23 protein-coding genes are annotated in these 26,184 nt (G+C 67.8%); 13 read left to right on the top strand and 10 right to left on the bottom strand.

Annotated elements, in window-relative coordinates; translation table 11 throughout:
* Window positions 1–108: 108 nt before the first annotated feature.
* Entirely contained in the window at window positions 109–480 is a 372-nt protein-coding gene (locus tag KDK82_RS28980) for a hypothetical protein (protein ID WP_088166912.1), read from the bottom strand.
* A gap of 230 nt (window positions 481–710) precedes the next feature.
* On the opposite strand from KDK82_RS28980, the gene KDK82_RS28975 reads away from it, so the two are divergent.
* The 5 genes from KDK82_RS28975 (at window position 711) to KDK82_RS28955 (ending at window position 7,193) form a co-directional block, all read left to right on the top strand.
* Window positions 711–2,519, top strand: coding sequence for a glutamine--tRNA ligase/YqeY domain fusion protein (locus tag KDK82_RS28975; RefSeq protein WP_088166911.1), 1,809 nt, complete (start codon window positions 711–713; stop codon window positions 2,517–2,519).
* Between the two features lie 130 nt (window positions 2,520–2,649).
* A complete protein-coding gene (locus KDK82_RS28970) occupies window positions 2,650–3,366 on the top strand; it encodes a class I SAM-dependent methyltransferase (protein WP_088166922.1) in 717 nt (238 codons plus the stop codon).
* A 91-nt stretch (window positions 3,367–3,457) separates the two neighbouring features.
* Window positions 3,458–3,775, top strand: coding sequence for a DUF2322 family protein (locus KDK82_RS28965; protein WP_013803391.1), 318 nt, complete (start codon window positions 3,458–3,460; stop codon window positions 3,773–3,775).
* 172 nt (window positions 3,776–3,947) lie between these two features.
* Window positions 3,948–6,215 (top strand): DUF3300 domain-containing protein, encoded by a 2,268-nt coding sequence (locus tag KDK82_RS28960; RefSeq protein ID WP_088166910.1) that lies wholly within the window; start codon window positions 3,948–3,950, stop codon window positions 6,213–6,215.
* Between the two features lie 180 nt (window positions 6,216–6,395).
* Complete coding sequence (locus KDK82_RS28955; RefSeq protein ID WP_239974471.1) at window positions 6,396–7,193, top strand: peptidoglycan DD-metalloendopeptidase family protein; 798 nt, start codon at window positions 6,396–6,398, stop codon at window positions 7,191–7,193.
* Window positions 7,194–7,216: 23 nt separating this feature from the next.
* On the opposite strand, the gene KDK82_RS28950 is transcribed toward KDK82_RS28955, so the two are convergent.
* Window positions 7,217–7,795 carry a DUF2242 domain-containing protein gene (locus tag KDK82_RS28950; protein ID WP_071954816.1) on the bottom strand — a complete coding sequence of 193 codons (579 nt, stop codon included), beginning with the start codon at window positions 7,793–7,795 and terminating at the stop codon, window positions 7,217–7,219.
* 332 nt (window positions 7,796–8,127) lie between these two features.
* On the opposite strand from KDK82_RS28950, the gene KDK82_RS28945 reads away from it, so the two are divergent.
* A complete protein-coding gene (locus tag KDK82_RS28945; protein WP_013803395.1) occupies window positions 8,128–8,970 on the top strand; it encodes an META and DUF4377 domain-containing protein in 843 nt (280 codons plus the stop codon).
* A gap of 66 nt (window positions 8,971–9,036) precedes the next feature.
* Here KDK82_RS28945 and cls read toward each other — a convergent pair whose 3' ends face one another.
* Both cls and KDK82_RS28935 read right to left on the bottom strand, forming a co-directional pair.
* Window positions 9,037–10,485: a cardiolipin synthase gene (cls, locus tag KDK82_RS28940; RefSeq protein WP_088166908.1), complete on the bottom strand. Its 1,449-nt coding sequence runs from the start codon at window positions 10,483–10,485 to the stop codon at window positions 9,037–9,039.
* Window positions 10,486–10,851: 366 nt separating this feature from the next.
* Entirely contained in the window at window positions 10,852–11,199 is a 348-nt protein-coding gene (locus KDK82_RS28935) for a hypothetical protein (RefSeq protein ID WP_012204400.1), read from the bottom strand.
* Window positions 11,200–11,289: 90 nt separating this feature from the next.
* Here KDK82_RS28935 and KDK82_RS28930 point away from each other — a divergent pair, with 90 nt between their 5' ends.
* A complete protein-coding gene (locus KDK82_RS28930) occupies window positions 11,290–12,663 on the top strand; it encodes an MFS transporter (RefSeq protein WP_088166907.1) in 1,374 nt (457 codons plus the stop codon).
* Here KDK82_RS28930 and KDK82_RS28925 read toward each other — a convergent pair.
* Window positions 12,660–13,658, bottom strand: a complete 999-nt coding sequence (locus tag KDK82_RS28925) for a diaminopimelate dehydrogenase (RefSeq protein WP_088166906.1) — start codon at window positions 13,656–13,658, stop codon at window positions 12,660–12,662. The genes KDK82_RS28930 and KDK82_RS28925 overlap by 4 nt on opposite strands.
* Window positions 13,659–13,851: 193 nt before the next feature.
* Here KDK82_RS28925 and KDK82_RS28920 point away from each other — a divergent pair, with 193 nt between their 5' ends.
* Window positions 13,852–14,721: a pseudouridine synthase gene (locus tag KDK82_RS28920; protein WP_088166905.1), complete on the top strand. Its 870-nt coding sequence runs from the start codon at window positions 13,852–13,854 to the stop codon at window positions 14,719–14,721.
* Here the strand turns inward: KDK82_RS28920 and KDK82_RS28915 are convergent.
* On the bottom strand, window positions 14,661–15,653 hold the full coding sequence (locus tag KDK82_RS28915; RefSeq protein WP_043823772.1) for a DHH family phosphoesterase: 993 nt from the start codon (window positions 15,651–15,653) through the stop codon (window positions 14,661–14,663). The genes KDK82_RS28920 and KDK82_RS28915 overlap by 61 nt on opposite strands.
* Window positions 15,654–15,897: 244 nt before the next feature.
* On the opposite strand from KDK82_RS28915, the gene KDK82_RS28910 reads away from it, so the two are divergent.
* Window positions 15,898–17,094, top strand: a complete 1,197-nt coding sequence (locus KDK82_RS28910; RefSeq protein ID WP_088166904.1) for a M20 aminoacylase family protein — start codon at window positions 15,898–15,900, stop codon at window positions 17,092–17,094.
* 84 nt (window positions 17,095–17,178) lie between these two features.
* On the opposite strand, the gene KDK82_RS28905 is transcribed toward KDK82_RS28910, so the two are convergent.
* Window positions 17,179–19,470 carry a bifunctional diguanylate cyclase/phosphodiesterase gene (locus tag KDK82_RS28905; RefSeq protein ID WP_088166903.1) on the bottom strand — a complete coding sequence of 764 codons (2,292 nt, stop codon included), beginning with the start codon at window positions 19,468–19,470 and terminating at the stop codon, window positions 17,179–17,181.
* A 136-nt stretch (window positions 19,471–19,606) separates the two neighbouring features.
* Window positions 19,607–20,560: a ribosome biogenesis GTPase YlqF gene (gene ylqF, locus KDK82_RS28900; protein WP_012204393.1), complete on the bottom strand. Its 954-nt coding sequence runs from the start codon at window positions 20,558–20,560 to the stop codon at window positions 19,607–19,609.
* A 167-nt stretch (window positions 20,561–20,727) separates the two neighbouring features.
* On the opposite strand from ylqF, the gene KDK82_RS28895 reads away from it, so the two are divergent.
* Both KDK82_RS28895 and KDK82_RS28890 read left to right on the top strand, forming a co-directional pair.
* Window positions 20,728–20,970: a hypothetical protein gene (locus tag KDK82_RS28895; RefSeq protein WP_043823769.1), complete on the top strand. Its 243-nt coding sequence runs from the start codon at window positions 20,728–20,730 to the stop codon at window positions 20,968–20,970.
* A gap of 2 nt (window positions 20,971–20,972) precedes the next feature.
* Window positions 20,973–21,185 (top strand): oxidoreductase-like domain-containing protein, encoded by a 213-nt coding sequence (locus KDK82_RS28890; protein WP_012204391.1) that lies wholly within the window; start codon window positions 20,973–20,975, stop codon window positions 21,183–21,185.
* Between the two features lie 7 nt (window positions 21,186–21,192).
* On the opposite strand, the gene gshA is transcribed toward KDK82_RS28890, so the two are convergent.
* Both gshA and KDK82_RS28880 read right to left on the bottom strand, forming a co-directional pair.
* On the bottom strand, window positions 21,193–22,722 hold the full coding sequence (gene gshA / locus KDK82_RS28885; RefSeq protein ID WP_088166902.1) for a glutamate--cysteine ligase: 1,530 nt from the start codon (window positions 22,720–22,722) through the stop codon (window positions 21,193–21,195).
* A 270-nt stretch (window positions 22,723–22,992) separates the two neighbouring features.
* On the bottom strand, window positions 22,993–23,901 hold the full coding sequence (locus KDK82_RS28880; protein ID WP_088166901.1) for an SDR family NAD(P)-dependent oxidoreductase: 909 nt from the start codon (window positions 23,899–23,901) through the stop codon (window positions 22,993–22,995).
* Window positions 23,902–24,535: 634 nt separating this feature from the next.
* Between KDK82_RS28880 and KDK82_RS28875 the strand changes: the two genes are divergently transcribed.
* The gene (locus KDK82_RS28875) at window positions 24,536–24,850 is read left to right on the top strand and encodes a 2Fe-2S iron-sulfur cluster-binding protein (RefSeq protein WP_016450460.1); all 315 of its coding nucleotides are present in this window, start codon (window positions 24,536–24,538) and stop codon (window positions 24,848–24,850) included.
* Between the two features lie 212 nt (window positions 24,851–25,062).
* Window positions 25,063–26,184 carry a bifunctional 3,4-dihydroxy-2-butanone-4-phosphate synthase/GTP cyclohydrolase II gene (ribBA, locus tag KDK82_RS28870; protein WP_013803408.1) on the top strand — a complete coding sequence of 374 codons (1,122 nt, stop codon included), beginning with the start codon at window positions 25,063–25,065 and terminating at the stop codon, window positions 26,182–26,184.

Here is a 26,184-nt window from a genome sequence, read left to right as displayed (position 1 = left end):
AACGGGCTGGATTATGCGGGCCATCCCCGGCCCGGTCTTGGCGCAGGCACCACGGAAAAAGCCGCCCCAAGGGGCGGCAAGAGTCGGTTCAGCGCGGTTCAGCTCAGATCAACGGCGCCAGTGGCCATGCCCGTGGCCATGGCCATGGCCATGGCGGTACTCGCCACGGTATCCACCCCGGTAGCCGCCACCATAGCCGTATCCATAGCCAGGAACGACCACGACGGGCGGAGCACGGTAGACGGCGCGCGGCGCGTAGTAGACCGGCGGCGGGGGCGCGTAGTAGATGGGCTGGGGCGGTGCCACATAGACGGGGGCAGGCGCGACATAGACGGGCGGGCCATACATGCCCGGCGAATTCAGGCTGATGGACCATTGCACATCGCCCCGGGCCTGGGCGGCGCCCGAAGCCATGAGGGCGGCCAGGGCCAGGCCGGCTGCTGCTGCTTTTGCAACCCACGGGGAAGCTGTCGTTGTCATGGTGTCTCTCCTCGAAGTTGGACAGGCGTGGCAGGCATTGCCGCTGGTGCCGCCTTCCCGCACTTTGGCACAGGGGGACGGCATACGCCCTGCATTCTCAACGCGCGAGAGGGGTCTACGGATGGCAGGCTTTTATACAAGTTTGTTTCCAAATGCCTCAACCCTTGGCTGGCGCGGCTGTCCGAAAGCCGTCCGGAGCGGGTCTGCAGGCGGGCGCCTACAATGCTGCGATGAGCTCTGCTGACGCCTCCCCCATCTCCAAAGATCCGGTCAAACCGAGTAACTTTTTGCGCCAAATCATCGAGGCCGACCTGGCCAACGGTACCCACGCCCAGCGCCGCTGGGGTGGAAGCCCCGGTGATGGCGACCACCACAACCAGGGCCAGGTGGACGTGGCGAAGATCCGCACACGCTTCCCGCCCGAGCCCAACGGCTACCTGCACGTGGGTCACGCCAAGGCCATTTGCCTGAACTTCGGCTTGGCGCGCGACTACGAAGGTGCCTGCCACCTGCGTTTCGACGACACCAATCCCGAGAAGGAAGACCAGGAGTACGTGGACAGCATCATCGATGCCGTCCATTGGCTGGGCTTCGGCTGGAAGGAAGCCGACGGCCACGAGAACCTGTACTTCGCCAGCAACTACTTCGACTTCATGTACCGCGCAGCCGAGTACCTGATCGAGCAGGGCCTGGCCTATGTGGACGAGCAAAGCGCCGACGACATGAAGGCCAACCGCGGCGATTTCTCGCGCCCCGGCGTGGACAGCCCGTTCCGCAGCCGCACCGTGGCCGAGAACCTGGCGCGCTTTCGCGAAATGCGCGACGGCAAGCTGCCCGATGGCGCTGCCGTGCTGCGCGCAAAGATCGACATGGCATCGCCCAACATCAATCTGCGCGATCCCGCCATCTACCGCGTGCGCCATGCCGAGCACCACAACACCGGCAACCAGTGGTGCATCTACCCGATGTACACCTTCGCCCATCCCATCGAGGACGCGCTGGAGCACATCACCCACAGCATCTGCACGCTGGAGTTCGAGGACCAGCGCCCGTTCTACGACTGGCTGCTGGTCCATCTGCGCGAAGGCGGCCTGATCGCCGCGCCGCAGCCCCGCCAGTACGAGTTCTCGCGCCTGCACCTGACCTATGTGATCACCAGCAAGCGCAAGCTCAAGCACCTGGTGGACAACGGCATCGTCAGCGGCTGGGACGATCCGCGCATGCCCACCATCGTCGGCCTGCGCCGCCGTGGCTACACGCCCCAGAGCATCCAGGCCTTCTGCGAGCGCATCGGCGTGACCAAGGACTACGCCTGGATCGATTACTCCACGCTGGAAGGCTGCCTGCGCGAGGACCTGGAGAACCAGGCCCATCGCGGCATGGTGGCCCTGGACCCGCTGAAGCTGGAGCTGACCAACTGGGCCGAGGTCTTCGGCAGCGCCGAGCACCTGGAAGCCTGCGAGCTGCCCGCCCTGCCCCACGCCGCCGAAGGCCAGCAGGTGCCGGTGCGCCGCTTTACGCTGGGCCGCGAGGTGTGGATCGAGCGCGAGGACTTCGCCGAAGTGCCGCCCAAGGGCTACAAGCGCCTTTTCCCCGGCAACAAGGTGCGCCTGAAGGGCGGTTACGTGATCGAGTGCACGGGCTGCGAGAAGGATGCCGAGGGCAACGTCACCAAGGTGCTGGCCACCGTGGTGCCCGACACCAAGAGCGGCACGCCGGGTGCGGACAGCGTCAAGGTCAAGGCCGCCATCACCTGGGTGGGCGTGGCCGACGGCGTGCAGGCCGAGGTGCGCCTGTACGACCGCCTGTTCACCGACCCGCAGCCCGATGCGGGTGGCAAGGACTTCCTGACGCTGCTCAACCCGGACAGCCTCAAGGTGGTGACCGCCTATGTGGAGCCTTCACTGGCCAACGCGCAGCCTGACGACAAGTTCCAGTTCGAGCGCTTCGGCTACTTCGTGGCCGACCGCAAGGACCACGCACCGGGCAAGCCCGTGTTCAACCGCGCAACGGGTCTCAAGGACTCCTGGGGCAAGTAGGCGCATGGCCCACTGACGGGCACCTGCACCGCTCCTCCCCCGAAGATGGCCCACCATCCTGCTTTGCAGGGGTGGGCCATCGCACATGGGCGCTTTTGCAGGGACCGTGGCCTCAGCACAATGCCAGGCCATGAACCAAGCCTTGCCACAGGCGGCTTCCGCCGCCAAGTTCGACACCTCCCGCGCGGCCGAGTACGAAACGCAAAGCCGCATTGCACTGGCCGGCTACGACGCCTGCCACGAACTGGCCGCCTGCCTGCTGGCTGCCAGCCTGGATGCCGGCCCGAAGTCCGTGCTGATTGGCGGCGCCGGTGGCACGGGCCAGGAAATCCTGGCCACGGCGCGGCTCAGGCCGCAGTGGAAATTCACGGCCGCCGACCCTTCGGCCCCCATGCTGGACCAGACCATGGACCGCATCGCCGCAGCGCGGCTGTCGGCCCAGGTGCAAGCCGCCCCCTTCGCCGTGCAGGACCTGCCGGCCGGCATGGTGTTCGACGCGGCCACGCTGATCGGCGTGCTGCACCACGTCCCTGACGACGCGGACAAGCTGCAGCTGCTGCAGGCCCTGTCGGCGCGGCTGGCGCCGGGGGCGCCCTTCATCCTGGCCTGCAACCGCCATCGCTATGACAGCGAGCCGCTGTTCCTTGAAGCCTGGGCCATGCGATGGCGCATGGCGGGCGTGGACGAGGCCGCTGTCCATGCGAAACTCGGCAAAATCCGGCAGGGCGCGGTTCCACCGGCCTCGGAAGAGGCGGTGGAGCAGATGCTGGCCCAGGCCGGTTTCGTGCAGCCCAAGCGCTTTTTCTCCAGCCTGTTCTGGTGTGCCTGGATTGCCTTCAAGGCCTGACCACGGAACCACTCAGCCACTGAAACACCAGAACGCCCGGCGCCGGTTGGCCCTTCCCTTTCTCCCTTTCCCCTTTGATTTGCCTTTCAGCATGAACTTCTCCGCACGCCTTCAGCAACTGCCCACCGTCACCCACCTCGCCGCGCTGCAGCTGGCCGATGCCCAGGGCCAGGTCGTGGCCACCATCGAGAACAAGCCCGGCCAGACCGGCTCGCTGGCCGTGTACCACGCGCTGGCCGCGCTGTACGGCGGCAGCATCACGCCGGCGGCCGCCGAGCTGGGCCTGGAGTGGTATGCCGAGCACACGCAGGACGCCATCGCCTTCCCTGGCAAGCACCCCAACATCGACCGCCTGCTGGCCTGGTCCAAGGGTGCCGAGAGCTACCAGGCCCGCCTGATCGCTGCCTGAGCGCAGCTTGAGCGCGGCCTGATTCAGCCTGGGTAAACACCGCGTCACAGAAGTTGCGCGGACTGGGGGCATCGGCTGACACGCCGGTGTCAACGCAGCGTGCACTTTGGCGTTCAAATGACATGTGCCTTGCCGCTTCGGCGCGAAAGGCGTTCCTGCCCAGGAGAACGCAATGCTGCAATCCGCCGTGCCCACAGCACGCACCACGGCCCGCTCGACTTCCCACGCTGGCGCCCTGCGCCTGAGCGTGCTGGGCGTGGCCGCCGCCCTGGCGCTGAGCGCCTGCAACGAATCCCAGGACAAGCCCCCGCAGGCCGCCAGCGCGCCGCTGCAGCCTGCCACCGAAAGCGCCCAGCCCGTCGCCACGCCCGTGGCCTATGTGCGGCCTTCGGCCGAGACGCTGTACCAGATGGTCGCGCCCATTGCGCTGTACCCCGACAAGCTCGTGGCCCAGGTGCTGGCCGCCTCCACCTATCCCGACCAGGTCGGCGCCGCCGAGGTGTGGATGGGGCAGAACCCCGGCCTCAAGCCCGAGGAACTGCAAAACGCCGTCAACAGCCAGGACTGGGACCCTTCGGTCAAGTCGCTGGCGCAGTTTCCCAATGTGCTGGCGCAGCTGTCATCCAATGTTCCCTGGACCACGGCCCTGGGCAAGGCCTACTACAACGATCCGGCCGATGTGATGAACGCCATCCAGGTGATGCGCCAGCGCGCCTACAAGGCCGGCACGCTCAAGGACTCCAGCCGGCTCAAGGTGGCCGTGGCCACGGCCGATGCTCCGCCCCCCGTGCCCCAGCCCGCACCGCAGGCCGTGGGCGAGCCGCTGTCATCCATGCTGCCCGTGCCGGTGATCGACACGCCGCCGCAATTCATCGAGATCGCACCTGCCCAGCCTGACACCGTCTATGTGCCGCAGTACGACCCCGGCGTGGTCTATGGCGAGCCCGTGCCGATGTACGGCGGCTACCGGCCCATCGTGGCGCCGCAACCCGTGTATGTGGGCAGTTCGGCCGCGCCCGTGGTGGCGGGGCTGATCGGCTTCGGCGCAGGCGTGATCCTGGCCGAGTCCGTGGACCGCCGCCCCTGGGGCTGGAACTCCTGGGGCATGCGCTGGGGCGAGCCCGGCTACCGCTGGCACCGCAACGAACCGCCGCCACCGCCCTCGCGCCGCCCGGCCGTGATCTACAACAACAACACCTACGTCTCGCGCTCGACCACGGTGGTGCAGAACATCCACAACACGCACATCAACAACGTTGGCAACGTCACCCACATCGCGAACAACCCGCACTTCGAGCCGCGCCGCCCTGACTTCCCGCAGCAAGGTGGTGATCCTCGCCCGGGCGACCCGCGCTCCGGTGACCCTCGTTCTGGTGACCCACGTTCAGGCGGCATGGCCGCTGCGGCCCTGGCCGGAGCAGCAGGCATGGCCGGCGCCGCCGCAGCAGCGCACTCCGGCATGCCCCAACGCCTGGGCCTGAGGCCGCCGCAGGGCGGCCCGCCCCCATCCGCCCAAGGCATGGTGCCGCCCGGCGGCGCCCAGGGCTTTGCCCGGCATGATGGCGCCGATCGCGGACGCCCGGGCCTCAGGCCCGATGACCGGCCCCAGGCCTCGCTGCAGCCCCGGATGAACCCGGTGCCGGCCTCGCAGCCGGGCCAGTTCGGCAAGTGGCCTCAGTCCCCTCAGTCTGCGCAATCAGCCCCTTCATCCCCATCGGGCACCGCGCAGCGACCCGCGCCAGCACTGCCTGCGGCAGCCATGCAGGGTGACAGGGGCCGCGACTCCCGCGTGCCTTCCTGGTCTTCCGCAGCCACGCAGCAGGGCATGAGGCCACAGGACCGGCAGAACGGCCTGGACAGGCAGGACCGCGACCGCTCCATGGCCGATGCAGCGCGCCAGCGCCAGCAGCAACAGCAGCAAATGGAGACGCAGGCCGCCCGCCTTCGCGGCGAGGAACAGGCACGCCAGCAACAGCAGCGCCAGGCCCAGATGCAGGCCCAGGCGCAGATGCGGGATCAGGCGCGTGACCAGGCCCAGGTTCAGGCGCAAGCCCAGGCCCGCCAACAAGCCGAGCGCGATCGCCAGGCCTTGCAGCAGCGCTCCCAGGACCAGGCGCGCCAGCAGCAAATGCAGCAACAACAACAACAGCAGGCACGCGCACAGGAGCAGATGCAGGCAAGGATGCAGGCCCAGCAGCAGGCGCAAAGACAGGCCCAGATGCAGGAGCGGCAGGCGCAGCAGCAAAGACAGCAGCAGTTCGAGGCTGCCCAGCAGCAACGCATGCAGGCCCAGCAAGCACAGCAGGCCCAGGCACAGGCGCGTGCCCAGCAGCAGCAGGCCCGCGCACAGCAGGAGCAACGCCAGCAACAGCAGCGCATGGCCAACGCGGCCCGCCCACAGGAGCGGCGCGGCGGGCGCGACGAGCGCCGGGACCGTTGAGCGGCGCGCAAGCGCATTTGAATGCCATGGCGTTGAGGCGTTGGCAAGCTGGCGCGCCGGCATGGCGGACAATGGGGCGCTCGACCACAGCCCCCCGCTTCCCTCATGCAGATACCGACGACGAATTCCCGCTCCCGCCGACTGTTTGTGCAATCCCTGTGTGCCTCAGGTGCGGGCCTGATGGTCCCGGACTGGGCCGCTGCGGCCTCTGGGGAATCCCCCTGGCCGCATGACAGCCGCGTGCCCGGTGGCGTGGCCCGCCTGTCGCTGGGGCCAGCGGCCCAGCGGCCCCAGGTGCTGGCCGGCGACGTGCCCGTGCTGGTGGTGGGCGACATGATCGAATGGACAGCCGTGGTCGGCATTGCGCTGTCGGTGGCGCCCGGCACGCATGGCGTGACGGTGAAGGGCGAAGGCGCACCGCGCACCCTGCCCTACGAAGTGCGCGACAAGAAATACACCGAGCAGCGCCTGAAGGTCTCGCCCAAGACCGTGGACCTGTCTCCCGAGGACGATGCCCGCTACCAGCGTGAACGCGCCCACCAGCAGACCATCATGGCGCTGTTCACCGAGCCGCCCGCACGCCCTGGCGACCTGCGCATGCGCCAGCCCGTGCCGGGCCGCCGCAGCAGCAGCTTTGGCCTGCGCCGCGTGTTCAACGGCCAGCCGCGCAACCCGCACAGCGGCATGGACATCGCGGCAGCCACGGGCACCAACGTCGTCGCGCCGCTGCCGGGCAAGGTGGTGGATGTGGGCGACTATTTCTTCAACGGCGGCACCGTGTGGCTGGACCACGGCGGCGGCCTGCTGAGCATGTACTGCCATCTGAGCAGCGTGCAGTGCAAGCTGGGCGATCAGCTGGACACGGGAGATGCCTTCTGCAAGGTCGGCGCCACAGGCCGTGTCACCGGCCCGCACCTGCACTGGGGCGTGATGCTCAACCGCACCATGGTGGACCCGGCCCTGTTCCTGGTGGCGTGAACCGGGGCCGGCGCCCGCCGGCGTCAGTGGTTGGCCGAGGGAATGGTGTTCTGCGGCGCCACCGGCGTGGGCACGGCGATGGATTCACGGTCCTGCGCCAGGTAGCGCGACACCAGCTCGAAGAAGCTGTCGTAGAAACCGCTCTTGGCAATCGTCTCGCTGCCCACCTTGACCATGGAGTCGCTGCCCGAGGAGAACGGCAGCGACACCGACCCCAGCGCACCCACGCCCAGGCTGGCCGAGTTGGCGCTCTTCTTCAAGGTATAGCGGTCCTGCAGCGCCGTGACAAAGCCGATGCTGACCTGGCCATCGGCCGTCTCGGGCACGCAGACCACGCGGATGTTCATCTGCAGGTTCAGTTCGGGGTCGGGCTGGAAGCTCTTGCTGCCCTCTATGAGTTCGGGCGTGCGCGCCATGGCGATGTAGCCCTGGCTCAGCAGCGCGCGGCGCGCTGCCTCGCAGGTCTGGGCCGGCGAGGCATCGAACATGCGCGAGAAGGTCTCGGTGGAGCCGAAGCTCTCCTGCACGGGCACATGCTGGGGAATGGTCGAGCCGCAGCCCGCAAGCATTGCAATGATGGCCAAAGCTCCCGCGTAGCGCATGCCACGCACCCTGTTTGCTGCACTCCAACGTCGATACACGAACCTGCTCCTTGCTCCGGCGCCGCAGCCTGCGGATGGCATGGCGGCTGGCCGCCTATTCTCACCTGAGCGCAACGCATCGGCCCGCAACTTTGCAGCAATCCGTTTTTTCCGCCTGCATCAAATAGATGCAAAGGAATGTGAATAGCGCCCCGTTCTGACAGGCGCCGCCGCGCATCTGCGTTATGGTGCCCCGGTTCGGCCAGGGCCGGCGCGGCACATGCCGCGCCAGGGCTGCCACCAGCCCGCCGCGCCTGAGCCTGTCTCCGTACCCATCAACCAAGGAATTCAACATGAAGCCAAGCTGGACCTGGTGCCTGCCCGTGATCGTCACCATGGGGCTCGGCGCCTGCAGCCATATCGACAAGGGTGGCAATGCCGAAGAAGGCGCCAAGACCCAGGCGTCGGCCCCTGCCGGCCCACCCGGTGATGCCCAATCGCTGACCGCCTACCACTGGAATCTTCGCCAGGCCTTCACACCCCAGGGCACCGAAGACCAGAGCTGGTTCCTGACCGCCGCCTCGCGCAAGCGGCCCCTGCAACTGGAATTTGCCGACCAGCGCTTGGCCGTCAAGAACCTGTGCAACGTGGTGACCACGGGCTACCGCACCGAAGGCAACCGCATCGCCACCCAACGCGCCGCCAGCACGCTGATGGCCTGCGATGACGACCAACTGATGGCGCTGGAGCAAAAGGTGGCCCGCATCCTGCCCACGGCCAAGCAATGGTCCGTGCAACTGGGCGAAGGCAAGCAGCCTGCGCGCCTGACGCTCACCTTCATCGATGGCACGCGCTGGCAGTTCGACGGCTCGCCCACGGCCCAGACCCAGTACGGCAGCGCCGGCGAGCGCATCTTCCTGGAAGTGGCACCCCAGCGCACGGCCTGCAATCACCCGCTGATCAAGGACTTCCAGTGCCTGCGCGTGCGCGAGATCCGCTACGGCGACAACGGCGTGAAGACCTCCACCGGCGAGTGGGAGAACTTCTACAGCGAGATCGAGGGCTACAAGCACGAACCCGGCATCCGCAACGTGCTGCGCATCCAGCGCTACAAGCGCCAGAACGTGCCCGCCGACGCATCGGCCTACGCCTATGTGCTGGACATGGTGGTCGAGAGCGAGCGCGTGGGCCGCTGAGCGCGCTGCAGCGTCTGGACAAGCCCCATCAAGGCCTGCATTGCGCAGGCCTTTTTCTTTGCACGCTCACAGCACCGGGCTCAGCATCGCCAGCAGGTTGTTCCAGATGCGGCGGCCCCAGTGCCAGGCGTGGACCTGGGCGGCGGTGATGCGGTCGGACTGGCGGATGTAGTCGGCCTGGCGCTGGCGGATGGCGCGGGTCACGGCCTCGTCCTGCAGCAGCACGTTGTTCTCGAAGTTCAGGTCGAAGCTGCGCAGGTCCAGGTTGGTGGAGCCTACAAGGGCCACCTGCCCGTCCACGCACAGGGTCTTGGCATGCAGCAGGCCGGGGCGGAATTCATGGAGGATGACGCCGGCCCGCAGCAGGTAGCGGTAGGTGCTGCGGCTGGCCGCGCCCACGATCCAGGAATCGTTGCGCGCCGGCAGGATGAGCGTGACCTGCACGCCGCGCCAGGCGGCGGCGCACAGGGCCTCCAGCACGGTGGCATCGGGTATGAAATAGGGCGTGGAGATCACCACTTCGCGCCGCGCACTGGCCAGCAGGGTGGACACCAGCTGCGAGGTGGAGCGCGGCCGCTCGGCCGGGCCTTCGGCAATGACGACGGCGGCAAAGCCTTCAGCGGGCATGTCGGCCGGCCCCGCTTCGGGTTCGGCGGCCAGGGGCATGGACAGTCCATGGTCTGCGCTGCGCGCCTGCGCCCAGTCGCTGGCAAAGACCTGCTGCATCTGCGCCACCACCGGGCCTTGCAGGCGCAGCATGATATCGACCCAGGGCGCGTAGCGGGCCTTCACGGCGAAGGCCTCGTCCGCGCAGTTCTGGCTGCCGCAGTATGTGATGGCACCATCGATCACGGTGATCTTGCGGTGGTTGCGCAGGTCCAGCCGGCTGGTGAACATCACCCTGAACGGGTGGCTGGCCGGCAGGGCCACGGCCAGTTGCACGCCGGCCTGCGCCATCTGCTGCCAGAGGTCGGAGCGCAGCAGCGCGCGCGAGCCCAGCCCGTCCACCATGGCGCGGCAGACCACGCCACGCCGGGCCGCGCGCACCAGCGCCTGGGCCACGGCCGTTCCCGTGTCATCGGCCAGCCAGATGTAGTAGAGCACGTTGATCTCGTGACGGGCGGCCTCCATGTCGGCCAGCATGCGCGCGCGGGCCTGGGCACCATCGGCCATGAGCTGCGCGGCATGGCCCGGCTGTACGGGAAAGCGGTTGATGGACGCCGCATAGCCAAAGGCCGCCTGCCATTGCGGCGCGATGCCCGCCACCGGCACGCCGCTGCCCGTGACCGGGGCGCCGGGCGCAAAGTCCTGCACCTTGCGGTACCGGGCCCGGCCTCGGCGGCGCAGCGTCACCTCGCCAAACAGGTAATACAGCGCGCAACTCGCATAGGGGAGCAGCACGATGACGGTGAGCCAGCCCATGCGCACGTCGGGCCGCACATCGTCGCGCAGCAGGATGCGCAGGCCAAAGCCTGCAATGAGCAGCAGATGCAATGCAAGAAACAGCCAGGTCATGCAGCCAGCATAGCCGGGGGCCTTGCGGACGGGATTGCGCGGCAGGGATGTTTCACGGCGGCAAACCTGGATCTGCGCGCGGCCGGCCTCGCCTCAGGCAATGAACCGGCATTCCATGAACCCGCCGATGCTGGGATTCAACGATAGTGCACACCCACATTTCAGGAACTTTTCCGCTGCATGACGAAAATGACCGCAGCGTGACGGTTATGCCCAGCGACTGTGGGCCTGCCTGTGAACAAGCTTCGGGACAACCCTGCATTGCCGCGCCAGCCATGGGTTTGCCGCAGGCGCTGAAAAAACAGGCAGATCGCGCAGCTGCCGCAATGTTTCACGCGGCCGGGCTGCGCCGTGCAGGCGGGCGCCTCAACGGAAGCGGAAACGGCCTTCGACGAACATGGACGAGCGGTGGCCGCCCTCGCTGGCCGGGTCGGCAAACGACCAGAAGGCCTGCACCGTGCCCTGGGCCGTATCGATGACCTGGCTGACGGTGAAGCCCGTTTTCTCGATCCAGTTGAGGAAGTGCAGGCTGTCGCTGACCTGCAGGTAGCTGAGCCGTTCGCAGCCATCGGATACATGGCCCAGGGAATCGACCACATGCCAGACCATCTGGCCTTGCGGCGTGTACCGCACATCAGCCTTGCTGTCGGGGAAGTCGATGACCGCTTCGCGCCCGATCAAGGTGCCGGCGTATTGCATGGACAACATGGACATGGTGTGTTGCTCCTCTGATGCGGGGTTCTGGCCTGACCCGTGATGGCATATTCTCGCGCCGCGCCGCGGGTGTTTGTGGGAGCAGACCGCATGCCTTCGTCGGCAGCGTGGAGCGGGCACAACGGCCAGCAAGGCGCCGGCATTTCGCAGATACTGCGCGTGCTCCTCCACGGATATCCGATCTTGCCCTCCTCCCCGCTTCCCCCCTCATCGGCCGACAGCCCCGCTGCCGGCCTGCGCAGCAGCGCCTTCGTCCCCTTCGTCATGGCGCGCATGCTGTCCATGTTCGCCCAGCAGATGCAGGCGGTGGTCGTGGCCTGGCAGGTGTATGACCTGACGCGCGACCCCATGTCCCTGGCCTACGTGGGACTGGCCCAGTTCCTGCCCATGCTGGCGCTGCTGATTCCGGCCGGCGACCTCAGCGACCGCATGAGCCGCAAGCGCCTGCTGTCGGGCAGCTGGACCGTGGCTGCCCTGTGCTCCCTGCTGCTGCTGTGGCTGTCCTGGCACGAGGGCGCGGCCGCGCACGATGTGCACTGGATCTATGCCGTGCTGGTGCTGTTCGGCTGCAGCCGCGCCTTCACGGGGCCGGCCCTGCAAAGCCTGCTGCCGCAGATCGTGCCGCGCGAGCAACTGGCCCAGGCGCTGGCAACCAACAGCATGCTGATGCGCACGGCCGCCATCGCGGCGCCTGTGCTGGGCGGAGTGCTCTACGCCTGGGGCGGCGCCGTGCTGACCTATGCGGTCTGCGGCGCATCCCTGGTGCTGGCCGTGCTGCTGCTGGGCACGGTGCCCGTGCGCTTTGCCGGGGCCATGGCGCCGGCAGGCGGCTCGCTGTGGCAGCGCTTTGGCGAAGGCATTCATTTCATCCGCACGCGCCCCATCATCCTGGGCACGATTTCGCTGGACCTGTTCGCCGTGCTGCTGGGCGGCGTGGTGGCCCTGCTGCCCGTGTATGCGCACGAGGTGCTCAAGGTCGGCCCCGAAGGCCTGGGCCTGCTGCGCTCGTCCATGACCGTGGGCGAGGTGGCCATGGGCCTGTGGCTGTCGGCCCGTCCCATCCAGCGCCATGTGGGCCGCGTGATGTTCGCCGCCGTGGCCATCTTCGGCGTGGCCAACCTGGTGTTTGCACTGTCGCACTGGTTCTGGCTGTCCATGGCCGCCCTGATGCTGGCTGGCGCGGCCGACATGGTGAGCGTGTACATCCGCTCGGCCCTGGTGCAGTTTTCCACGCCCGACTCCATGCGCGGGCGCGTGAACGCGGTGAACATGCTGTTCATCGGTTCGTCCAACGAGCTGGGCGAGTTCCGCGCCGGCACCAGCGCCGCCTGGCTGGGCGCCGTGCCGGCTGCCGTGGTGGGCAGCCTGTGCACGCTGGGCGTGGTCGGCAGCTGGATGACCCTGTTCAAGCCGCTGCGCGATGTGGACCGGCTGGAAGACGCGGCCCGCGTGGGCCAGGGCTAAAGCAGCTCGGCCCGCAGCTGCTGCGCAGTTTTGGGCGACAGCAGGCCGGGCGCCACGTCAAACACGGTCTTGCAGCCCGTCTGCCCCGACTGCTGCAGCCTGTGCACGGCGCGCGCATAGGCCACAAGCACGCTGGCCGTGAATTCCGGATTGCTGTCCAGCTGCAGGCGGTATTCGATGGAATGGTGCAGCCCCTGCGAGCTGCGGCCGCTGCGGATGACGAATCCGCCATGCGGCATGGCCGCATGGTCACGGGCAAGCTCCTCGGCGCTGATGAAATGCACCGTGGTGTCGTATTCGTCAAAGTAATGCGGCATGCCGACGATGGCCTGGCGCACGCCATCGGCATCGGCCCCCTGCTCCAGCACCACAAAGCACTCGCGCCGGTGGCGCTCGCGCGCAGACAGCTCGGGCCGCACGCCGCTGCGCACGCGCTGCACGGCCTCGTCCACGGGAATGGTGTACTGCACACCGCCGGCCACACCGGGAATGCGGCGGATGGCGTCCGAGTGCCCCTGGCTCAGGCCCTTGCCCCAGAAGGTGTAGGTGGCGCCATCGGGCAGCAGGGCCTCGCCCATGAGGCGTTGCAGGGAGAACATGCCCGGGTCCCATCCCGCCGAGATCAGCGCCGTGGTGCCGGCTGCGCGGGCGGCGGCATCCACCCGGTCGAAATGCTCGGGAATGCGCGCATGGGTGTCGAAGCTGTCCACCAGGCTGAAATGCGCGGCCAGCGCGGGCGACTGCTGCGGCAGGTCGTCCTTGGAGCCGCCGCACAGCACCAGCACGTCGATGCCGGCGCGATGGGCCAGCAGGCTGTCCATGCCGTGCACGGGCGTGCCGGGCTGCAGCGGACACAGCCCGGCCGGATCACGGCGGGTGTAGATGCCGGCCAGCACCATGTCGGGGTTGCGGGCAATGGCCGCCTCCACGCCACGACCGAGGTTGCCGTGGCCGACGATGGCGATGCGGATGGGAGCGGTGCTGCGATGGTCCATGCGGTGTGGTGCGTTGCGTTTGAGAGGGGTTCAGAAACTCCGGTTCACGCGGCGGCGCAGAACCAGGCGCGATCTTGCATCGCCATCACGCCGCCAGTCGTGCAATGGCAGGCAGCACTGCGTTGCCCTGCACGGGGGTAGTGCGCGGGGGCCCGCATGGCGGTGGGCGGACAGCGCCTACACTCACGCCCTCATGTTCCAGCCTTCATCCATCCCCTCCCCGGCCCAGCCGCCAGAGCCCGACGACGCGCCGCTGCACATCCTCTGGCGCGACGAGCATCTGGTGGCGGTCTACAAGCCCGCAGGCTGGCTGGTGCACCGCACGGGACTGGACGCGCACGAGACGCGCTTTGTGCTGCAGACCCTGCGCGACCAATTGGGCTGCCATGTGTACCCCGCGCACCGCCTGGACAAGGGCACCTGCGGCGTGCTGGTCATGGCCTTGCATGCCCAGGCCGCCCAGCGGCTGGGCCAGGCCTTTGCCGGGCAGGAAGTGCGCAAGCAATACCTGGCGCTGGTGCGGGGCTGGTTGCCGGATGCGGTGGAGGTGGACCACGCGCTCAGGCCCGACGATGCGCCCGAGGACGCGCCAGCCCAGCCCGCACAGACTTCGCTGCGCTGCCTGGCGCGCCTGGAATGGCCCGAGGCCTTTGACCCGCGCCACGCGGCCACGCGGATTTCACTGGTCGAGGCCCTGCCCGCCACGGGCCGGCGCCACCAGATACGCCGCCATCTCAAGCATGTGGCCCATCCCATCATTGGCGACGCCACGCATGGCAAGGGGCCGCTGAACCGCTGGTGGGCGGAGCGGCTGGGCCTGCAGCGGCTGTGGCTGCACGCCCATGCGCTGGAGCTGGCGCACCCGATGACGGGCGAGCCGCTGCGCTTCGAGGCCGACTGGCAGCAACTGGGCCATGTGGCCGATGTGCAGCACTGGCGCGCGCTATGCGCCCTGCCCGGCTGGCAGGCCTGTGCGGGTCTGCCGGCGACGGCACGGCCGGATCAGACAGCTTCTGCAGGCGCACCCGTTTCAGGCTGCTCCATCAGCGGCGCTGCCACGTAGGCGTAGTCGGCCGAGGCATCGGCCTTGAGCACGCCAGACAGCAGCTCCACCAGGCGCTCGTTGCCCATCTTGAAGCCGCAGGCCTGGGCATGGCCACCGCCGCCAAAGCTCTCGGCCAGCGGAATGCAGTTGAACTCCGAGCGCGAGCGCAGGCCGATCTTCACGCCCTTGGTGCTGGCATGCCACATCAGCGCAAAGCTGCCGCTCTGGCGCGCCAGCAGGTCGCCGACCTGGCTGTGGAACATGCCGGGGCAATTGACCATCAGCCCTTGCATGCCGTTGAAGACCAGGGGCTGGGCCGCCTCGGAAATGTCGGCGCACAGCTTCTGGAATTTCTCGTCCATGGCGCCGCCGCGCGCCATGAAGGCGGCTTCCTGCTCGGGCGTGAAGGCCGCGATCTCGGCCCAGCGCTCGAAGCTGCGCGGCTCCATGTCCAGCGCCGCGAGAAAGCCCGCGCTCTCGGCGAATTCCCACTTCCAGATGTCGCGGTCCTCGATGAAGCGGATCAGGCCGGGCACGGGCTTGTCGGCCTGGAAGAACTCCCAGGCCAGGCGCGCGCCGGACTTGTTCATGTCGAAGTGCACGACGCCGCAGCGGCACTGGTAGCCGCTCAGCTTTTCGGCAGCGCTCTTGTGGTGGTCCAGCACCACGAGCTTGGAAACGCGCGACTCGATCTCGGCCATGAGCTCGGGCTCGAAGGCGAAGTCCAGCACGTAGACCGCGCGGCCAGCCAGCTCGCCCAGGTCGTCGGCCTTCTGGATCTCGCCATGGTCCAGGCCCCGGAATTCGGCCTGCCCGCCGTAGTACAGCCAGGCCGCCAGCGCCGCGCCGTAGCCGTCCGGGCAGCGGCGGCCATGGTAGAGGATCAGGGGCTGGGGATCGTCATGCTCGGGGCGCACGAACAATTGCAGGGGCAGAATGGTGTTTTTCATGATGGGGGCGATTGTCGGTCCTGGCGCCATTCCCCTGCACTTGCTCCAGCGCCCGGGCACCCTGGGCAGCCGGGCATTGCGCGGGCTGCTCGCAAGGAACGTAGCGCAAAGCCTGGGCAGCACAAGGCCTATCACCCCGGCAGGCGCCGCAGGCAAACCACAGGACCTATCATGTCCGCCTTGTCATTGAATTGCTGCGACCGCCTGCGGACCCGCTGGGCGTGCAGGCCGCCGCGGCCCCTGTATGCGATCCACACCCGACATCACCCCCCACCTCGGCTCCCTGCTGAAGTTCCGCCACGACCTGCATGCCAACCCCGAGTTGCGCTACGAGGAGCACCGCACCGGCGACAAGGTGGCGGCCTACCTGATTGCGCTGGGACTGCAGGTGCACCGCGGGCTGGGCAGGACCGGCGTGGTGGCAAGCATCCACGGCCGGGGGCGCAGCGCCGCCAACCCGGGCCGCAGCATCGGCATACGGGCCGACATGGATGCGCTGCCGGTGACGGAGCTCAACGCCTTCGGCCACGCCAGCCAGAACCCGGGCTGCATGCATGCCTGCGGCCATGACGGCCACACGACCATGCTGCTGGGCGCGGCCACGCTGCTGGCGCAGCAGCCGGATTTCGATGGATCGGTGCACCTGATCTTCCAGCCCGCCGAGGAAGGCGGCGCAGGCGCCAAGGCCATGATGGAGGACGGTCTGTTCGACCGCTTCCCCTGCGATGCCGTGTTCGCGCTGCACAACTGGCCTGCCCTGCCCGCCGGCGAAATGGCGGTGCGCGTGGGGCCCATCATGGCCTCCACGCTGCGTTTCAAGATCCGCGTGCACGGCAAGGGCGGCCACGCGGCCATGCCCCACACCACGCTGGACCCGATTCCCGTGGCCTGCGCCATCGTCGGCCAGTTGCAGAGCCTGGTGTCGCGCAGCACCGATCCGCTGGACAGCGCCGTGCTCACCGTGGGCAAGATCACCAGCGGCACAGTGGAGAACATCATTCCCGACGAGGCCAGCATCTTCGGCACGGTGCGCGCCCTCAGGACCGAGACGCAGCAGATGTTCATCGAAGGCATGCAGCGCATCAGCGAGCATGTGGCAGCGGCCCATCTGTGCCGCGCCGAATTCATTCTCAAGCCCGGCTACCCCAACACCACCAACCACGCGCACGAGGCCCGCTTCATGGCCGAGGTGATGCGCGAGGCGGTGGGCGAGGACCGCACCCACGCCGACATCCTGCCGGCCATGACGGCCGAGGACTTCGGCTTCATGCTGGAGGCCGTGCCCGGCGCCTATGGCTGGATAGGCAACGGCCCCGCCACGGGCGAGCCCGGCGTGGGCCTGCACAACCCCGGCTACGACTTCAACGACGATAACCTGGGGCGCGGCGCACGCTTCTGGGACCTGCTGGCGCGCCGCTGGCTGGAACAGTCCAGGACCTGAACGCCGTCACACGCAGGCTCTTGGGCCTGCCCTCACACGCAGGCTCTTGCGCTGGCCCTCACACGCAGGCCCTTGCGCCGGCTTTCACACGCCGGCAGGCGCACCCAGTTGCAGATCCACCCACTCGACCGCCGGCAGGGGCCGGCCGTAGTGGTAGCCCTGGAACAGCACGTCCTGATTCCAGGCCCGCAGCGTGCCGGCCTGCTCTTCGGTCTCCACTCCTTCGGCCACCACGCGCAGGCGCAGGCGTCTGGCCAGCAGCAGGATCGCCTCCACCATGGCGGCATTGCCCGGCGAGGTATGGCAGTCCTGCACAAAGGACTTGTCGATCTTGAGTTCACGGAACGGCAGCCGCTGCAGATAGGCCAGCGATGAATAGCCGGTGCCGAAGTCGTCCAGCCCCATCTCCACGCCCAGCAGCTGCAGCTCGGCCATGCGCTCGCGCGCCTCGTCCACATCGCGCATGACCACGCTTTCGGTGACCTCCAGCGTGAGGCGGCGCGGGTCGGCCCCGGTTGCGGCCAGGGTGCGCTTGAGCTTGTCCACCACGTCGGGCTGGCGGAACTGCCGCCAGCTGACGTTGACCGACAGCCGCCAGCCCTGCTGCACGAACTCGGGCCGCACCAGCATGCGGCAGGCCTGCTCCAGCATCCAGTCGCCCAGTTGCACGATCAGGTCCGATTCCTCGGCCACGGGAATGAAATCACCGGGCTCGACCATGCCCAGGCGCGGATGGTTCCAGCGCACCAGCACCTCGGCGCCCACACAGCGCCCCATGTGGTCCACCTGGGACTGCAGATAGGGCTGCAGCTCGCCGGCAGGAATGGCGCGGCGCAAGTCCTTTTCGATGCGAAAGCGCTTGCCCACGGCCTCGGCCATGTCGGGCTGGAAGATGACGACCTGACCCAGCCCGGCCTGCTTGGCCTGGTGCAGGGCCACGCCCGCGCGCCGCAGCACGTCATGGCCACCGCTGTCGGTGCGCGAGGCGGCAAAGCTGGCCGCGCCAATGCTGCAGCTGGCCTGCACTTCCTCGCCGGTTTCCTCCAGCCACAGCGGCCGCTCCAGCGCGTCCTGCAACACCTGGGCCAGGGCGCGCATGTGCTGATCGACCTCGGCCGCCTCCTGGCCGACCTTCTCCAGCAGCACGGCAAATTCGTCGGCGCCCATGCGGGCCAGCAGCACGCCGTCGGGCAGGGCATCGGCCAGGCGCAGCGCCAGCGCGCCCAGCAGCGCATCGCCACGCACCGTGCCGCGCACATCGTTGAAGGCGGTGAAGCGGTCCATGTCCAGCAGCAGCAGGCCGTGGCGCGGCTCACCGCCCTTGCCGCCCTCGCGGAATTCGCGCGCCAGCGCGCGCAGGCGCTGGGTCAGCGACAGGCGGTTGGGCAGGCCGGTGAGCGCGTCGAAATGCGCCAGTGCATGGATCTGGCGTTCTGCGCGCATGCGCTCGGACAGGTCCTGCTTGAGTTCCACATAGTTGACGATGCTGCCGTCCGAGGCGCGTATGGGCGCCACCAGCACGGCCTCGGGCAGGTCCTCGCCCTGGCGTGTGCGGTTGGTCATCTGGCCGCGCCACAGCGCGCCCCGGCCCAGCTGGTGCAAGGCCTCTTCCCAGGCCGGCGCGTCCAGGCCCATGGTGGAGTAGCGGTGGGTGGGCTGGCCCAGGACCTCGTTGCGCGCAAAGCCGGTGCGCTGCAAAAAGGCCTCGTTCACGTAGACGATGTTCTGGTGCACGTCGGTGATGACGATGCTTTCGGGGTTCTGCTCCACGGCGCGGTAGAACTTGCGCAGATCGTCCTGGTGCTGCTCCAGCGAGCCCAGCGTGTCCTGCAGTTCCTGGGCACGGCGGATCAGGCTGCGCCTTGCCATCAGCGTGACCGTGCCCGTCAGCCCCAGCATGCCCACGAAGTACAGCATGGAGAACACGGGCGAGGTCTCGCGCTGGCCTATCCAGTCAACGCCCTCGCGGCCCGCCACCCAGAACGCGGCCATGGCCAGCACGGACAGCACCAGCATGGCCAGCGTGGTGCGCACGCCCAGCACCCAGGCGCACATGACGAGCAAGGCCGGAAAGGCCAGCACCGAGCTGCTTTGCACGCCGCCCGTGGCAGCCACCACGGTCACGGCTGCCACCCAGGTGCCCCAGACCAGAAGATTGGAGGCCAGCCTCCAGTGCCGGCGCCAGCCCAGCAGCACGGCGCCGAAGCTCACGCCGGCGGCAACCAGGTTCAGCCGCACGCTGGGCCAGGGAACGGGGTCCTGCGTCAGAAGCGCCATGGCCAGGAGCACGGTGAGGCTGGTGATCCATAGGCTGCCGACCAGAACGACCCGGCGCAGGGACAAATGGATTTCCGCCTCGACTCGATGACGCCGCATGAAAAAGCCCCAACAGAGAAAGAACACTCAACATGCTAGCGGTCGGCGCCGCCTGCGGCTGTGGTGGTTGTGCCACCGCCCCGGTCGGACGCTCTCTTGCACCAAACGGGGTATGCCGGCGCCAGCCGGCGGTGCCTCAGGGCGCGCTTTTGCGCTCGCGCGGGGGGCGCTTGCGCGCCTTGCTGGCGTCCTTGCGGGCCTGGCGCTCGGCATCACGTTCCTGGCCCACGGCCAGCCACTGCGCGTATTCGTCGGGCGTCTCCAGCGTGATGCGGCCCAGGATTGCTCCGCGGAAATCCGTGAGCACCAGCTCGGCAGCTTTTTGCAGATTGACACGTCCGCCGCTCATCATGGCGCCGCGGCGCCGGCCGATGGCGTCCAGCAGTTCGTCGTCATGCAGGGCTGCAATGCGTTCGTTGTCCAGGCCCAGCTTGTAGCGCGCCTCCAGCAGGTCCGCGTAGTTCTTCTGCAGATAGCCCAGCAGCTCCAGCGCCACCAGTTCCTCGTCATAGGCGTTGCGGCCCACAGCGCCGCTGGCGGCCAGGTTGTAGCCGCTTTGCTCGACGATGATGCGCGGCCACAGCATGCCGGGCGTGTCCCAGAGGTAGAAGTCGTCGGCCAGCACGATGCGCTGCTCCAGCTTGGTGATGCCGGCCTCGTCCCCCGTCTTGGCCTGCCGCTTGCCGCTCATGGAGTTGATCAGCGTGGACTTGCCCACGTTGGGAATGCCGCAGATCAGCACGCGCATGGGCTTGGCCATGCCGCCACGGTTGGGGGCCAGCAGCTTGCAGGCCTCGATCAGCCGGCGCGTGGGTGCGGGCTCGGAAGCGTCGAGCGCAATGGCGCGCGTGTCGCTCTGGGCGTTGTACCAGTCCAGCCACAGCGGCGTGCGCGCGGCATCGGCCAGGTCCTGCTTGTTGAGCACCTGCAGGCGCGGCTTGTGGCCCGTCAGCTCCTGCAGCAGCGGGTTGCTGCTCGACCCCGGCAGGCGCGCATCCAGCACTTCGATGACCACATCGATTTCCTTGACGCGCTCGGTGATCACCTTGCGCGTGAGATTCATGTGACCGGGGAACCACTGTATGGCCATGGGATTACTTTCTGGGAAACGGGGGAACTGGCAGGGGCGCAAGGATAATTCATGGCTTGCGCAGACAGGATGGAACAGCGCGCTGCGCCCCAGCGCAAACCGCAGGCTTCATTCTTTCTTGCGCAAGCCGCAATTGTCCCCCGCTTTTACGCCCCGCCTCACTGCCTATGTCCTTGCCCGATACCCCCTCTTCCCGCTCCGCCTCGCGCAAGGCCGACATCGAACTGTTGATCAAGGGAGTGACCTGCGCCGTGATCGGCCTGGTGATTCTGCTGGCGCCGCAGTTCATGGCACCCGGGGGCATCGTGCAGATGATGGCCCAGTCGTACCTGGTCGGCTGGTTCGCCCTGCTGCTGGGCACGGCCTTCATCGTGCTGTTTGTGGTGCGCCGCAGCAAGGCGCGGCGCTGAGCATGGTGCAGGGCCCGCTGGAGCAGGCGCTGTCGCAGATCGGGCTTTGGCAGCAGCGCGCCCAGGCTGCTGGCATTGCACTGCGCCCGGCGCCGCCCCAGCCCACCAGTTGCTGCGGCCGCGGCTGCAACGGCTGCGTCTGGGAAGGCTTCTACGACGCCGTGCTGTTCTGGTGCGAGGATGCAGGCCAAGCCCTGAGCGGCGGACCTGGCTGAGGCACGGTCAGCGCAGGTTCTCGGGCGACATGTAGCGCAGGCGCCATTCCTCGAAGGACAGCGTGTCTGCGGCCTCGATGTCGCGCTGGTCCTGCACGGACTGCGCCGACCATTGCTCGAAGCGCTGCTGCTGCGTCTGGCTCCAGGGCAGGGCCAGCAGCGAATCGCGGGCCTGCTCGGAACGGGCCAGCGTGAAGCGCGAGAAGCTGTTGCCGTACTCGCCCGTCAGCTCGCCCAGCACATGGGCCGACGGCGTGCGCTCGGGATGCTCCAGGCGCTCCAGTGCCTGGGCCAGCGCGGCACTGTAATCGTGCGTGCCGTGCGTGCTGTCCAGCGCCTGGGCATAGGGGCGGCACTGGTCCAGCACTTCATGGGCCCAGTCGCGCAGCGGCACCTCGCGGCCCGCGCGCACCAGCTGCAGGCCGGGCTCGCGGCCACGCTCGGCGGTCAGGTGCTGGTTGTGCTTGAGTTCGGCGATCTCGGCCGGCGTATCGGGCGGGCTGTCGGCATTCAGGCAGTGCAGCAGGAACACGTCCAGCATGCGCATGGTGGGGGCGGCAATGCCCACATCCTCGAAGGGATCGAGGTCCATCAGGCGCACTTCCACATACTCCACGCCGCGCTCGCGCAGGGCATGCAGCGGGCGCTCGCCACGGCTGACGGTGCGCTTGGGGCGGATGGTGCCGTAGAACTCGTTCTCGATCTGCAGCAGACCCGTGCCCAGCTGGTTGTAGTCGCCGCCCGGATTGCGCACGCCCAGCATCTCGTAGGCCGGGTAGGGATGGGTCAGCGCCTCATGCAGCGAATTCGCATAGCCTTCCAGGCCGTTGTAGCTGACGTTGATGCTGGCCTGCGCATCGCTCTGGTAGCCCAGGCGGCCCATGCGCAGCGAGGTGGCATGGGGCAGGTACAGCGCCTGGCCCGTATTGCCCAGCGGCTTCAGGCCATGCTCGCGCCCCTCGACGAAACAGGGACACAGCGCGGGCGATGCGCCGTACAGATACAGCAGCACGAAGGCATGGCGCCGGAAATTGCGGATCAGCGAGAAATACTGGTCGCTGGTCACGCCGGGCAGCGACCAGTTGTAGTGGATGCCCGAGATGGTCTGCATGCGCCGGCCATAGCGATGGCCCAGGCCCATGCGGTACACGCTCTTGGAGCGGCCCGAATGCGAGGAGCCATAGCGCGCCAGCGGAATCGTCTCGTCCGTGGGCAGCTGGCAGGGCATGCTGGACGACCACAGCATCTCGCCGCCCGCATCGCGCAGGCTGCGCAGCACGAACTGGTGGATCTGCACCAGCTCGTCCAGGCATTCCTGCACGCCCAGGCGCGCGCCCGTGATCAGCTCGATCTGCGATTCGCTGTAGTCGGTGGTGATGTGCGGATGCGTGAGCGCCGAGCCCAGTGCCAGGGGATGCGGCGTCAGCGCCAGGCTGCCGGAAGGCAGCACGCGCAGGCCCTCCTTTTCTATGCCACGGCGTATGCCCTTGAGCCGCTGGGGATCGGGAACCGCCATGGATGCCTGCGATGTTTTCATTCTTGTTTACCGATTCGTTGATGGGCACCGGCCCACACGGAAACCACCAGGATTCCCGGCGGACCCGACCCGGACGCCGAATGATAGAGAAACGGCAGGAAACGCGATGGCGCCTGTCCGCTTAACCACGCGTTTTGGCCTGTTGCCCCGCATGGCACCGCCGCGAGCGAAAGGAATATGTCAGAGTTTCGCCCTCCCGGCCGGCCCTGCCTTGACGCCGGGCAAGGGCAGGCCGGCCAGCGGTGAAATCACTTGCCGGCCCTCGCTTCATCAACGGGCAGCGGCCATGGCCTTGCCCACTTCCAGCGTGCCCTGCGCGGCGCCGCTGGCGGGCACCTGTTCGCCGCTGCGATCCAGCACCTGGGCCAGTTGCGCAGCCAGTTGCTCCGGCACCTGATCGCCCTGGCCCAGATACACGCCTTCGGTCAGCGTGATGAAGGCCGCCTCGAAGCCGCCCGCGCCTGCGCACAGCGTGGTACGTGTGGGCGCACTTTCGTGGGCCAGCACCAGCATGGCGGGCACCACGGCCTCGGGCTTGAGGGCGGCCAGCACGGCCTCGGGCATCAGGCCTTCCGTCATGCGGGTGGCCGCCGTGGGGGCCAGCGCATTCACATGGATGCCGTGCTTGGCGCCTTCGATGGCCAGCGTCTGCATGAGGCCGACCTGGGCCAGCTTGGCCGCGCCGTAGTTGGCCTGGCCGAAGTTTCCATACAGGCCCGTGGACGAGGTGGTCATCACGATGCGCCCGTAGTTCTGCGCCTGCATGTGCGGCCACACGGCCTTGCAGCAATGCGCGGCGCCCATCAGGTGCACTTCCACCACCAGGCGGAAATCATCCATGTCCATCTTGGCGAAGCTCTTGTCGCGCAGGATGCCGGCGTTGTTGACCAGGATGTCCACGCGGCCCCAGGCATCGACGGCCTGCTGCACCATGGCCTGCACGGCCGTGAAATCGGTGACCGATGCGCCGTTGGCCAGCGCCTGGCCGCCTGCCGCGCGGATCTCGTCCACCACGGCCTGGGCCGCCGTGGCCGAGCCGCCGCTGCCATCGACCGCGCCGCCCAGATCATTGACCAGCACCTTGGCGCCGCGCGCCGCCAGCGCCAGCGCATGCAGACGCCCCAGGCCGCCGCCGGCCCCCGTCACGATGGCCACGCGGCCTTCAAACTCAATCGCCATGGAGATGCTCCCTTTGTTGCATTGGATGCCGGCTCTGCCCGCCGGATGGCAAGGCGCCGGTCACCCAGCAATGTAGACGGACGCCGCCTTCATTCCGGTTGCCCAAGCGACTGCGGCAGGCCCGCCAGCCTTGTCCCCACCATTGCGTGACAAGCCTGTGGACAACCATGTGCTGGCCCGGGACTGGTGGCCCAAGCGGTTGTTTTGAATGGATTTTTTTCTTTTGCCTATTTTTTAATCAAATCCACAAGTCGTCTGCCCGACTTATCCCGTCTCACCCTGAACAATCTTGTGAACAACTTTCACAGCGGGCGGGATAAGCCACACAAGTCATTGATTCCAAAGGGAAACATGTGATCCGCTTAAAAAACAGGCAAAAGACCCCGGATTTTCGGGCCGCGTCCCGCTTATCCACCGCGCAACCCGCATGTACGCATTTACCCCCATTCGGACTGGACAAGCATGTGGACAAGCGGCTGCAACGGCCTGATTTCGCGGTTAAGTCATTGATTTGAAATACAAGCCCTGCGATTGATTAAAAAACAGGCAAACGGCGCAATTCCGGACCTGTGCCGACCTGCTCCGTATCGCATACAAATGCAGGCTCGGCAGATCCCATCCAAAGCAGACGCCCATGAGCCAGGACTCCCCCGCCTCCTCCCCTTTTTCCCCGCCCTTCTTCACCGCCCGCCTCACGCCCAGCGGCCTGCAGGTCGATGCCTGGGCCGACCAGCCGCTGCTGCACTCGCTGGAGCAGGGCGGCGTGGACTGGCCCAGTTCCTGCCGCAACGGCACCTGCCGCACCTGCATCGGGCAGTTGGTCTCGGGCAGCGTGCGCTACGAGATCGAATGGCCGGGCGTGACGCGCGAGGAGCGGGCCGAGGGCTGCGTGCTGCCCTGCATCGCCTATCCCGAAGGCGATGTGGTGCTGCAGGACCCCGGCCCCTGAATCCGGCCAAAGCCCGCGCCGCCTGCGGCCGATGGCCGCTGGAATAGAATGTGCGCTTTCGCAAGGTCATTCCGGGTCATGCCGATTGCCGACAGCGGCTGCGCCGCGCCACACGTTCTTTGGAAGCCCACTTCTGACGCCTGCCAGGCCGATGGAGCCGGCGCGTGTGCCGCGCCCCGTCCGCACGACCCGGCCCCTCCAGAAGGCACTCCATGAACAACTCCACGTCCCCCGTGCCCATCTCGCCGGTGGAAGACATCATTGCCGACATGCGCGCGGGCCGCATGGTCATCCTCGTCGATGAGGAAGACCGCGAGAACGAAGGCGACCTGGTGCTGGCCGCCGACCATGTCACCCCCGAGGCGATCAACTTCATGGCGCGCTTCGGCCGCGGCCTGATCTGCCTGACGCTCACGCGCGAGCGCTGCGAATACCTGAAGCTGCCGCCCATGGCCGCGCGCAACGGCACCGTGTACAGCACGGCCTTCACCGTCTCCATCGAAGCGGCCGAGGGCGTGACCACCGGCATCTCCGCCGCCGACCGTGCGCGCACCGTGCAGGCCGCCGTGGCCAAGGACTCCAAGCCCACGGATCTGGTCCAGCCCGGCCATATCTTCCCGCTGCAGGCCGTCGACGGCGGCGTGCTCATGCGCGCCGGCCATACCGAGGCTGGCTGCGACTTCGCCGCCCTGGCCGGCTGCAGCCCCGCCGCCGTGATCTGCGAGATCATGAAGGACGACGGCACCATGGCCCGCCTGCCCGACCTGCAGCTGTTCGCTGCCGAGCACGGCCTGAAGATCGGCACCATTGCCGACCTGATCCAGTACCGCAGCCGCAACGAATCCCTGCTCAGCAAGGTCGGCACGCGCCCGCTGCAGACGGCGCATGGCGAGTTCATCGCCCATGCCTTCCGCGACCTGCCCAGCCAATCCGTGCACCTGGCCCTGGTCAAGGGCCAGTGGGAAGCCGACACCCCCGTGCCCGTGCGTGTGCATGAGCCGCTGTCCGTGCTGGACGCGCTGGAGACCGGCCGCACCCTGCACTCCTGGAGCCTGGACTCCAGCCTCGAATACATCGCCCGCCAGGGCCACGGCGTGGCCGTGCTGCTCAACTGTGGCGAGACCGGCGACCAGCTGATGGCCCAGTTCGACGGCAGCGCCCGTGCCGCCCAGGCCCCCGAGCGCGGCCGCATGGATCTGCGCACCTATGGCGTGGGCGCGCAGATCCTGCGCGAATGCGGCGTGCAGCGCATGCAGCTCATGGGCCAGCCGCGCCGCCTGCCCAGCATGGCCGGCTACGGCCTCGAAATCAGCGGCTACATCCCCAAGGAATAA

It is taken from the genome of Delftia sp. K82 (assembly GCF_002193035.1).
Lineage (GTDB): Bacteria > Pseudomonadota > Gammaproteobacteria > Burkholderiales > Burkholderiaceae_C > Comamonas > Comamonas acidovorans.
Note: the sequence above shows the minus strand (reverse complement) of the source record. Positions and strands in the feature narration are given on the sequence as shown.